10 protein-coding genes are annotated in these 11022 nt (G+C 44.4%); 5 read left to right on the top strand and 5 right to left on the bottom strand.

The features are described from left to right. Positions 1 to 12: 12 nt before the first annotated feature. From C7H79_RS15445 to C7H79_RS15425, 5 genes are all read right to left on the bottom strand, one after another. Positions 13 to 399 carry a response regulator gene (locus C7H79_RS15445; protein WP_106708171.1) on the bottom strand — a complete coding sequence of 129 codons (387 nt, stop codon included), beginning with the start codon at positions 397 to 399 and terminating at the stop codon, positions 13 to 15. Positions 400 to 523: 124 nt separating this feature from the next. Beyond that, positions 524 to 1981, bottom strand: a complete 1458-nt coding sequence (locus C7H79_RS15440; RefSeq protein ID WP_106708170.1) for a TrkH family potassium uptake protein — start codon at positions 1979 to 1981, stop codon at positions 524 to 526. A gap of 11 nt (positions 1982 to 1992) precedes the next feature. Then, complete coding sequence (gene trkA, locus C7H79_RS15435) at positions 1993 to 3444, bottom strand: Trk system potassium transporter TrkA (RefSeq protein WP_106708169.1); 1452 nt, start codon at positions 3442 to 3444, stop codon at positions 1993 to 1995. Positions 3445 to 3454: 10 nt separating this feature from the next. Further along, a complete protein-coding gene (locus C7H79_RS15430) occupies positions 3455 to 4243 on the bottom strand; it encodes an inositol monophosphatase family protein (protein ID WP_106708168.1) in 789 nt (262 codons plus the stop codon). Next, positions 4243 to 4803, bottom strand: coding sequence for a thioredoxin family protein (locus tag C7H79_RS15425; RefSeq protein ID WP_106708167.1), 561 nt, complete (start codon positions 4801 to 4803; stop codon positions 4243 to 4245). Before C7H79_RS15425 ends, C7H79_RS15430 begins: the two co-directional genes overlap by 1 nt. A gap of 156 nt (positions 4804 to 4959) precedes the next feature. Here C7H79_RS15425 and C7H79_RS15420 point away from each other — a divergent pair, with 156 nt between their 5' ends. From C7H79_RS15420 to C7H79_RS15400, 5 genes are all read left to right on the top strand, one after another. Further along, positions 4960 to 5706, top strand: coding sequence for a 16S rRNA (uracil(1498)-N(3))-methyltransferase (locus C7H79_RS15420; RefSeq protein ID WP_106708166.1), 747 nt, complete (start codon positions 4960 to 4962; stop codon positions 5704 to 5706). Positions 5707 to 5708: 2 nt separating this feature from the next. After that, positions 5709 to 7067 carry an amino-acid N-acetyltransferase gene (gene argA / locus C7H79_RS15415; protein ID WP_242447332.1) on the top strand — a complete coding sequence of 453 codons (1359 nt, stop codon included), beginning with the start codon at positions 5709 to 5711 and terminating at the stop codon, positions 7065 to 7067. A 101-nt stretch (positions 7068 to 7168) separates the two neighbouring features. Beyond that, on the top strand, positions 7169 to 7447 hold the full coding sequence (locus tag C7H79_RS15410; protein WP_106708165.1) for an oxidative damage protection protein: 279 nt from the start codon (positions 7169 to 7171) through the stop codon (positions 7445 to 7447). Between the two features lie 319 nt (positions 7448 to 7766). Further along, positions 7767 to 7955, top strand: a complete 189-nt coding sequence (locus tag C7H79_RS15405; RefSeq protein ID WP_147383631.1) for a hypothetical protein — start codon at positions 7767 to 7769, stop codon at positions 7953 to 7955. 906 nt (positions 7956 to 8861) lie between these two features. Continuing rightward, positions 8862 to 10820 carry a CRTAC1 family protein gene (locus C7H79_RS15400; RefSeq protein WP_106708163.1) on the top strand — a complete coding sequence of 653 codons (1959 nt, stop codon included), beginning with the start codon at positions 8862 to 8864 and terminating at the stop codon, positions 10818 to 10820. The last annotated feature ends 202 nt before the right edge of the window (positions 10821 to 11022 follow it).

Here is an 11022-nt window from a genome sequence, read left to right as displayed (position 1 = left end):
GTGAGTGATATATCATGCGATATAATTTCGTATAATGCTCAGTAAGCCTTCAGCGGTAAATGGTTTTGTTAGATAATCGTTGGAACCTACTATTCTTCCTCGAGCTTTATCAAATAAACCATCTTTACTCGATAACATAATGACAGGAATCGACTGATAAATTGGATTCCTTTTAATTAACATGCATGCTTGATAACCATCCAATCGCGGCATAGTGATATCAATAAAAATAATATCTGGGTGATTATCTACAATTTTTGACATAGCTTCAAAACCATTCTCTGCCTGAATAACCACACATCCGAATGGCTTCAAGAAAATTTCAGCACTCCTCCGAATCGTGCTACTGTCATCAATAATCATAACCTTAATACCCGACAGAACACCGTGATTAGCCATGCAAGTTCCTTAAGATTATTTGGCAGCTTCAAAATTCGACATATCTTATTAGCAATTTTCCTATTAAGTTTATACTGCTTTAAGGCAAATTTTTACTGTCCATTGTTTTTCAGTCGGTTAAATTTCATTTTCTCCAGAAAGCAGGTACAAATATGGCCAGCACTGTGAAAAACTCCAATCTACCCAATAGCATAGCAAAACTACATACCCATATTTGAAGATCCGTGAGCGACGCATAAGTCATTGCTGGCCCAATGCTACCAAGACCTGGACCGAGGTTATTGATGCAGGCTGCTGCTGCTGAAAAAGATGTAACGACATCTAAGCCGCTTAATGTCAGCGCTAGCGCCATAAGCACAATACTTGCGGAATACACAAATAAAAACACAAGCACTGCGAAAATGATCCTATTGGCCAGAACACTTCGACCTATCTTAGCTGGAATAACAGCATTGGGATGCATGATCGTAATGATTTCTCGGTATACCTGCTGATACAGAATGCGAGCCCGAATCATTTTAATGCCACCGCCGGTAGAACCTGAGGAAGTGCAAAAGCCAGATAAAAATAACATCCATAGTGGAGCAAACATAGGCCACAAGCTGTAATCTGCATTACTATAGCCAGTGGTTGTTGCAACTGAAACAATATTAAAGGCAGCATAACGCAATGCAGTCAGTGGCTCGGTATAAACATTGTTAAACCATAGATAAAATGCTAATCCCAAGCAGCTGAATAAAATAATCACCACATACCAGCTTACCTCAGAGTCATAGCGATAAGAAATTACACTTTTTGCTCGCCAAGCTAGAAAATGTGTCGCAAAATTTATTCCGGCAATCAACATAAAGAGGATTGCTACTGACTCTATAAGTGGCGAATCCCAGTATGCATAGCTTGCATCATGCGATGAAAATCCGCCCAGGCCCAGAGTCGTAAAAGCGTGCATAACAGCATCGAACCAATCCATGCCGGCCCATTTATATGCGATGGCACATAACAAAGTCAGGCTTGCATAGATTGACCATAAACCTTTTGCTGTCTCGGCAATACGTGGAGTCAGTTTATTCTCCTTCATGGGCCCGGGTATTTCTGCATTTAGCAACTGCCGACCACCTACCCCCAACAATGGCAAAATCGCAACTGCCAAAACGATCAAGCCCATTCCGCCAAGCCAAACAATCTCGCCGCGCCATAAATTGATTGAGGGCGGCAGATTATCCAGTCCGGACAATACCGTGCCACCAGTAGCTGTTAATCCAGAAACCGCCTCAAAATAGGCCATACTAAGATTGAGTTCCGGCAAGTAAAATAACAATGGCAACATAGCAAAAGCCGGCAACACCGACCAAACCAACACAACCAGCAAGAAACCGTCTTTTGTTTGTAGTTCACGTTTATAGCGACGCGTCGCTAACCACATAGCCAAACCACTACTCAAAGTAATTACAATGGACTCTTCAAAAACAAACTGCGCACCGTCATTGCCCCATAATGCCAATCCAAGCGGAATAAGCATTGTCAGCCCAAACACCAGTATCATCTTACCCAACACATTTACAACAGTAAAAAGTCGATTCATGTGACTTTGAGTTACAGAAAACCAACATTAACCTGAAACAGCTTTTCTACCTCGCGAATCATCTTTCTATTGACCACGAATAAAATCACATGATCATCTGATTCGATAATTGTGTCATGATGCGCAATTATGACTTTGACAGCATTGTTTGATTTGTGAGCTACTTCTTCTTGCTCTAATGGCGTATTTATAACAAATAGTCCTTCCGATTTGGACAAGCCACGCACGATAGCACCTATTGTCGCGCCTTTTGGCAACTTAATCTCATCTATTCTACGTCCAACCACGTGAGACGATCGGGCATCACCATGCGCCACCAATTCCAATGCTTCCGCCGCGCCGCGCCGCAGGCTATGCACGGCGACAACATCGCCATGGCGAACGTAAGCCAATAATGAACCGATCGTAACTTGAGCCGGTGAAATGGCAATATCTATTCCACTGCTTTGCACTAAGTCCACATAAGCACCGCGATTAATCAATGCAATGACTTTATGGGCTCCCATGCGTTTTGCCAATAGGGCTGACATGATATTGTTTTCATCATCGTTCGTCAGCGCGCAGAACATATCCATCTCTGCTATATTCTCATCTTCCAGCAAAGTTTCATCTGTCACATCACCCTGCAATATCAGCGCATCACTCAATTCACTCGCCAAACGCTCACAAGCCTGATGATTACGTTCAATAATCTTGACCTGATAATCTTTTTCCAGTGCTACACCAAGTCTCCTGCCAATTCTTCCACCACCTGCGATCATTACATGTTTGACCGGCTTATCCATTTTCCGCAGTTCCCGCATTACAATCCGGATATCTTCGGTAGCAGCAATAAAAAATACTTCATCCTCAGCTTCAATAACAGTCCCCCCCTCGGGGATGATCGGCCGATCTCTGCGGAAAATAGCGGCGACACGCGAATCCACATTAGGAACATGCTTACGTAATTCCTGCAATTGCTGCCCGACCAGCGATCCGCCTTTTAATGCACGCACGGCAACCAAGCTTACTTTCCCGGATGCAAAATCAAGTACTTGTAGCGCTCCGGGAAATTCAATCAACTTCTCAATATACTCTGTTAGAATTTGTTCAGGACTAATGGCAAAATCAACACAGAAGTTATCTGTTGAGAAAATTTCCGGATACGCCGAATACTCAGTCGATCGAATCCGTGCAATTTTAGTGGGCGTGTTAAATAAAGTAGCCGCCAGCTTACACGCCACCAGGTTGGTCTCATCGTGCTCGGTCACCGCCAGCACCATATCCGCATCATGTGCACCGGCATTATCTAAAACGGAAGGATGCGAGGCATTGCCAACCACGGTGCGCAAATCTAAACGATCTTGTAACAGCGCCAAACGCTGCGGATCAATATCGACCATGGTAATATCGTTAGCTTCACTCACTAAACTTTCCGCCACTGTCGAGCCAACTTGGCCCGCACCCAAGATAATAATTTTCAAGTGTTATTACCTATTCCTTCCGATTCTCACGCACCCAGTCCCGCCACTGCATAAATAACCCGGGATCCAATGCCGCGATTACAGATCGACGCCACGGTGAACCCGCCCAATAATCATCGTGTTCAAAACCGCACATATTGCCACCTGCTTCTTTGAGAATTAAAGATCCGGCCGCATAATCCCAAGGTTTCTGCCCACCGTGCAAATACAGATCAAAATAACCTGCAGCGGCATAACACCATTCCAGCGCACAAGCACCAAAGTTTCTCTGAGATGCGAACGGCGGATAAGCGGCCACTTTTGCTGCGAACTTCCGGTCAAGCCGTTTCAAATCGACATTCGCCATCGCGCTCGATAATGTAGGGACATATCGTTTAAGCGGCAACGCGATTCCATTCAAAAAAGCGCCCCCTCCTTGAGTAGCATAAAACATCTCATCGGTCACCGGATTATAAATCACGCCCAGAACACCTTTTCCCTGCTCCATGAAAGCTACTGAAATCGCAAAATAAGGTAACCCATTGAAGAAATTGGAAGTACCATCAATTGGATCTATACTCCACAATCCGTTATCTCCCTTAATCCATTGCTCCTCCTGCTCCTGTGTGGTCATTTCTTCGCCCATGGCGGCAGCTGGGTGAATTTTCTGTAACTTTTCTAGTAAAGCATTTTGTGCCACGATATCCGCTTCGGTAAAGAAACTGCCATCCGCTTTAAGCTGTCGATCCACACGCAGATAACGCGGCATAATGACTTGCTGAGCAACCTCCTTCACTGCCGTGATAACATTTTCTAGCACTATGACTCCGAACGCCACTTTATTGAGCAACCAATGCTGGGAATTTGTTCTTCCGGGCCATGGCCGGTTTTGGCAACTTGCACCATGGCTTGAAACAAATCGCGGCGAACATCTGCGGGTGCCGCTTCTTTGCGTGATGCATCCAGACGTCCGCGGTATTGCAGTTCCAACTGATTATTGAAACCAAAAAAATCGGGCGTGCACACTGCTCCATATTGTTTGGCTATTTCCTGAGTTTCATCCCAGACATAAGGAAAAGGATAATTTAACTGTTTAGCAATCAGGGCCATGTTTTCAAAAGAATCCTCCGGATAATCCGCAGGATCATTGGACATGATCGCGATGGCATTCACACCATGGAGCTTCATTTCTTTGACATCTCGAATAATGCGATCTTGTACCGCCTTGACATACGGACAATGATTGCAAATGAACATCACCAGCAGCCCATTCTCACCTTTTACAGAAGCCAGGTTATAACGCTTGCCGTCGACACCCAGCAAATCAAAATCAATGGCTTTCCTGCCAAAATCACACACCGGCGTTTCCAAACTTGCCATATAGTATTCTCCTACTCTTGAAAATGTTGTAGATATAATTTCTCAGCTTGCCGTATTTAAAATCCATATACCGGTCAAACAATGTCAGATTCATAACGTGCTATATTAGCATGAGTCCATTTATTGAATTCGTCACTTGTCTGAACCCGACCCACTATGCACGCACGCTTTTATCATCCTGAGGAAATTATCGTAGGAGAAATTTTAAAATTATCAGTTGAAAACAAGCATCATGCAGCACGGGTGCTACGACTGAAAAATGATGATCCAATTACGTTATTTAATGGACGTGGTGGAGAATTTTCTGCACATATTAAAACGATCAACAAATCCAGCACCACGGTATTAATAGATGCCTATCACGACACCAACCGGGAATCACCGCTACGTATCGAACTCGCCCAGGCCATTTGCGTCAACGAAAAAATGGACTGGATCATACAAAAAACAGTAGAATTCGGTGTAACTTGCATTCAACCAGTTTACACTTCCCGCAGCATCGTGCATTTATCCGAAGAACGCTCTTACAAACGCCTTCAACACTGGAAGAAAATCATCATCTCCGCCTGCGAGCAATGTGGCAGAAACCAGCTACCGCAAGTACTCCCGTTAATTTCTCTATTAGAATGGCTGAGCCAAAAAAAAGCCGCACGCTCTGCACAGGATGTTCATTTCATGTTATCCACCAGAGCCACAGAAGGTTTAAAAAACACCCCTTTTCCCCCCGTTAATGCCAATATAGCACTTGTGATTGGACCTGAAGGCGGATTTGCACCAGAAGAAGAAACAGCTATTTTACATTCCGGTTTCAGTCCGCTAAGTTTAGGGAAACGCATACTGCGCACTGAAAGCGCGGCCTTAGCGACGATTGCAGCCATGCAAGCTCTCTGGGGAGATTATTGATAATGACTGCTAACAGCAAAATGGATTCCACGACTGAATTTGTTTCCTGGTTTCGTTCAGTCGCACCTTATATCCATGCATTCCGTGGCAAAGTTTTTGTCTTCGGTTTTGGTGGTGAAATGATCACTGATGCAAAATTTGTTCACTTCATTCACGATATCAACTTGCTCGCCAGTCTTGGTGTCAGATTGGTATTGGTACATGGTGCACGTCCGCAAATTCAACTGCGTCTGGATGAGTCGCAATTGGAAACCAAAACACTCTTGGGCATTCGTGTAACTGACCCTGCCGCATTGCAATGTGTCAAAGAAGCTGTGGGGCGTGTGCATCATGAAATTGCTGCATTGCTGTCGATGGGGTTACCCAATTCACCAATGGCCAATGCGGCTATACGTGTCAACAGTGGGAACTTTGTCACCGCATGTCCGCATGGGATCATACAAGGTGTTGACCTGATGCACACCGGGAAAGTACGCAAGATCAATGCGCAAGCAATTCATTCGTGTTTAGAGCAAGGTGACGTAGTATTGATTTCACCGTTAGGCTACTCACCAACGGGTGAAATCTTCAATTTGACAATGGAGAATGTAGCGACAGAAGTCGCGATAGCACTCAATGCCGAAAAACTGATTTTTCTACTGGATGCCGTAGATTGCAGCTCATCCGATACTGAAATGTTGGGAGCACTGCCGCGCGAGCTCACCGTCGCAGAAAGCAAGTTATTATTAAAAAACAAAGCTCCTGCTTCAAATTCGTTAGTCCCGGATATGATTCAGTCATTGCTACAATCGGCTACCAAAGCCTGTGAAATGGGTGTGACACGCACGCACTTAATCAGTCATTATAGTGATGGCGCCATACTGCAAGAGCTTTTCACACACCATGGCATCGGTACAATGATATCGCAAGAAACACTGCAAGCGCTCAGAAAAGCTAGAATTGAAGATGTTGGCGGCATCCTGCAGTTGATTGAACCATTGGAAGCCGAAGGCATTCTAGTCAGGCGCAGCCGTGAATTACTTGAAATTGAAATTGACCGTTTTACAGTGCTTGAGCATGACGGCATCATGCTGGGTTGCGCCGCTCTTTATCCATTTCCCGAGGAAAGCTCCTGCGAACTTGCCTGCCTGGCAATCCATCCAGATTATCGCGATCAGGGACACGGAAACCATCTGCTCAAACATATCGAAAAAGAAGCCGCCTCCCAAGGTATCCATACCTTATTTGTACTTACTACACACGCGACACACTGGTTTATTGAGCGCGGCTTCAGCCATGCCACGACAGCCGAATTACCGCAAACCAAGCAGAATCTATACAATTACCAACGCCGCTCGAAAGTATTAATCAAATACTTGTAGCTTTATTGCATAATATACACTACTGTTTACTCGGCGAAATGAGCATCTCATAATGAGGACTTTTTCTTTTTGAACATCGTTTTGATAAATCTGGAGCACAAATGACAAGAATGGTTAAATGCATCAAGCTGGGTCGAGAAGCCGAAGGTCTGGATTTCCAAACTTACCCCGGAGAATTAGGAAAACGTATCTTTGAGAACGTTTCCAAAGAAGCATGGCATCAATGGATCGAACACCAAACCATGCTAGTCAACGAAAATCGCTTAAATCTTTCGGATGTAAAAGCGCGCAAATACTTAACCGAACAACTGGAAGCACACTTCTTTGGCTCGGGTGCGGAGCAACCTGCCGGTTATATTCCTTCAAACGATCCATCATAAATTCTGACGTAATATTAAAACTTATAGATCTTTACCCGAATAAAGGTGCATTGAGAATGCACGAGGTTGGATAATACTATTTTAAGTCATGGAATTGAATTAATATTTACGAATTCTCAGAATCTGATGTCACCCGCCGCACTTGCAAAGGAAATTCTCTCAATTAAATCGATTGCCCGATTGATTGGACACCGATAGAAAAAGCAATCGCTGAACACTATGCCATCTTATCTGATGCCATAGGTTGCCCTGCCTATCCGAGGTCGCAATTGTTCCAAAATGTGTTGCTGATAGGAATCTTGACACGATGGACTCAGTGATGAACCCGTGTGCATACATGGCCAACCCGAATCTGCACGTAAGGCTGCTCTTGGACTTGAATCAAGAAGTTGATGCGCAAGATCGCTCGGCACTGTTTCGTCTTGGGACACAATTAACACAAGCACATGCCTGGGATGATTTACTGAAGAAAATTACTCAACAAATTCAGGGCACCACATCATGGTGACTCAGGACTATCATGTCGTCGCCAGTATCACGCACAACCCGCACAAACAAAAGACCCGGCATCGTATCAAGTAGTTGCTGACTAGGAAGATCAAAACGATGAAAAAGGGGCAAAGCAAGCCATACGCATCATTGAAAATGGTGTAGATGCAAAGTCACGCTGGGTTAAAAAGGATGGTAAATCTGTTTCTGCCTATAAACAGCATACGTCTGGTTGAAAACAGTGGCTTGGTGTGAACCGTTGAAACTACTGCTGACACTGCATAATAAAGCCAAGATCGAATCGGATACTCGTACTTAATGAGAACAAAGTTTTCTATCATCATAAAACACTACGAAACCTTGAAAGCACGCGACATTAAAAAAGCCCCGGATAAGGTAGTGAAGAACAAACCGCTGGCACAACGGCAATTACAGCACCATATTTCGATTTTCATAGTCAGTTATACTGTGGAGCGAACCTTCTGATAATTAAGCATGTTGGCTCAGAGTCAAGATTTCCAAGAGTATATCAATAGACTGTCCACACAGCATTATAAAAAAATGCGCCTTCTTAAATGGTATAAACCGACAGGACGATCATTTTCCGGCTATTTCGCGAAGAAACTATAAGATAAATTTCTTGATTGATCACAAGAATAAAAGGTATAAAAACTTCACATTTTTTGAAGCATTTTGCAAATACTCTCATTTGTCTGTAGCTTGCCTAAACGTATCTTAGGCTAGCATTCTGAATCTGTTAATCCCACAAATTGTAAAATTATTACCCTTGTAAATCAATATATTCCTACACACACCAGGACATAATTAGTACATTACAACTACAAGTTATCGCAGCTTGTCACTCGCTATATATTTAAGTTACTCATATTATAAAAAATATAACCATTACTTAGAGAGCGAACGAATGATTGAGCTTAAAAAAGCAATAACCTATTGTGCTGCTGTATGTTTTCTCGGAGGGACTCAGTCATTAAGTGCTGACATTGTATTTAAAGATCAAACTCAATCCGCTGGTCTTACAACTTCCCTTCACACGGGGTATGGTTCAGCCTGGGGCGACTTTAATGGTGACGGCTGGCTAGATATCTGGATCGGCAACCACACGAATAAACCCCAATTGTATATAAATAATGGTAATGGCACCTTCAGTGAGAGGCTGAATGAATTTTGGGAAGGAGATCCCTTCCGTGATGCTCATGGCGGCGCTTGGGCAGATTTTGACAATGATGGCGACCTGGATCTGATAGAACTTTACGGAAACCGAGGCGGTATTGCTGCCGACAATAAGGCGTTTTACGTTAATCATGCGGGCAGACTGATTGATGAAGCTGCAGTGCTTGGACTGAATGATAATTTTGGACGTGGACGGACACCCTTGTGGCTGGACTGGAATAATGATGGCATGCTGGATCTTTATATGACCAATGTGAAACGTCCATTTGACAACCTAGGACCCAGCCAATTGATGTTGCAGAAAAGTGACGGAACTTTTGCCCCCGCACCCGGCATGACAAAAAATACTAACGGTGAGTTTACCCAATTGGCTTACTTCGATTCTGCTGTGCACCTGTTAACATCCGGCTGGATATTTTATCCCCAGGAACTTTATCGCTTAGGCAACACTACGCCGTTACCCATACTTGGAACAACCCGACCAAAATTCAGATACTTGCAGGATGTGGCGGTTGCTGACTTTGATGGAAACCTGGAAGATGATCTACTAGTTTTAGCGGCCCCAACGGTAAATTCATGGATACTTGACCAAAAAACTCGCCGTCTGGTTACTGTCGATACCCACGGACTCTCGTCTATAGCAAAAGGAAGTCTGAATTTCTGGCTTCAAGGGCCCACCCAATTAACTATCCGGATTTATGGAGCATTTGAACCCTGGACTCTTGACATGGTACATGTCGGTGAGTCAGGCAGTAACCTGGCAGCACTTGTTCCCGAGGTTGTCGACGGCGAGCAACGATATACCCTCGAATTGATGTTGGACGCCACCAACCCTGACATGAACGGCATCGTGAAATCAAAGTTGCAGACATCGCCCGGCATTTACGCTGGCTGGATACCAAGTATCGGGCAATGGCGAGTCGAGATTCGTGGACCAAAGTCATTTCGAGCAAAATTTGAATCAATCGATACTGCATTTGAGAAAGTGGTTTCGGATGGGCGTGAATTTTGGACTAAAAATCATAGTAGCAAGCTGGTAATGGTATCTCGACGCGCAGGTGAATTTATCGTTGCTGATAATTTTGGGTATGACTTCGCGGATGCATGTCGTTCGATCGCTGTCGGTGATTTCGACAATGACATGGATCTCGATGTTTACGTTACATGCGCTAATGGGCTTCGCAACAAGCAAAATATCCTTCTCGAAAATATCGGGGGAGCATTTTTCCCCGTGCCCAATGCGGGCGGAGCAGGCACCAGAAATATTGGCATCGGCGGAGGAAGAGTCAGCGTGGCGGACTACAACAATGATGGCTATCTTGATCTGCTCGTTACCGACGGAGGAAGACTTGAATACCCATTTAATTCCGGCCGCCAATATCTTTTGCGCAACATGGGCGGAAGTAATCATTGGTTAAAGATCGATCTGGTTGGTTGTCAATCTAATCGCGATGGTATCGGTGCGCGGGTTGTAGTCACGGCCGGCGGACACAAACAGGGCCGTCTACAGGCGGGAGGTATGCGCAATGGCGTTCAAGACGATCGCCGGCTTCATTTTGGTCTGGCAAAAAATGTAATTGCCGAATCGGTAGTTGTTAATTGGCCTTCCGGTATTCGCACCAATCTCACAGGGCTTGCTGCTGACAAGATTCACGTAATTCGCGAAGATTCAAGCTGTGTACGTCCGTAATATAGCTAGTGATCTGTAACCTGCAAGAAGGATTGGTCTTATGTAAGCCTCACAATCTCTTTGTTTTTTTGATGAGTTCGCATAAGATCAGTTCCCTAGCAGGCCGTTGAAAAACGTTTTTCGAAGCAGTCGATACAAAGTAAAAGCAGGTGAGAGAGCACAGTTTATGCTTAATAAATGAGCATTCTGAGCCTGTTTTTAA

The organism is Nitrosomonas supralitoralis, assembly GCF_003011925.2.
GTDB lineage: Bacteria > Pseudomonadota > Gammaproteobacteria > Burkholderiales > Nitrosomonadaceae > Nitrosomonas > Nitrosomonas supralitoralis.
Note: the sequence above shows the minus strand (reverse complement) of the source record. Positions and strands in the feature narration are given on the sequence as shown.

Coding starts and splice junctions, on each gene's coding strand:
- C7H79_RS15420 (WP_106708166.1), top strand. CDS start 4,960: ATGCACGCACGCTTTTATCATCCTGAGGAAATTATCGTAGGAGAAATT.
- C7H79_RS15400 (WP_106708163.1), top strand. CDS start 8,862: ATGATTGAGCTTAAAAAAGCAATAACCTATTGTGCTGCTGTATGTTTT.
- C7H79_RS15445 (WP_106708171.1), bottom strand. CDS start 399: ATGGCTAATCACGGTGTTCTGTCGGGTATTAAGGTTATGATTATTGAT.
- C7H79_RS15410 (WP_106708165.1), top strand. CDS start 7,169: ATGACAAGAATGGTTAAATGCATCAAGCTGGGTCGAGAAGCCGAAGGT.
- C7H79_RS15440 (WP_106708170.1), bottom strand. CDS start 1,981: ATGAATCGACTTTTTACTGTTGTAAATGTGTTGGGTAAGATGATACTG.
- C7H79_RS15425 (WP_106708167.1), bottom strand. CDS start 4,803: ATGGCAAGTTTGGAAACGCCGGTGTGTGATTTTGGCAGGAAAGCCATT.
- C7H79_RS15405 (WP_147383631.1), top strand. CDS start 7,767: ATGAACCCGTGTGCATACATGGCCAACCCGAATCTGCACGTAAGGCTG.
- argA (WP_242447332.1), top strand. CDS start 5,709: ATGACTGCTAACAGCAAAATGGATTCCACGACTGAATTTGTTTCCTGG.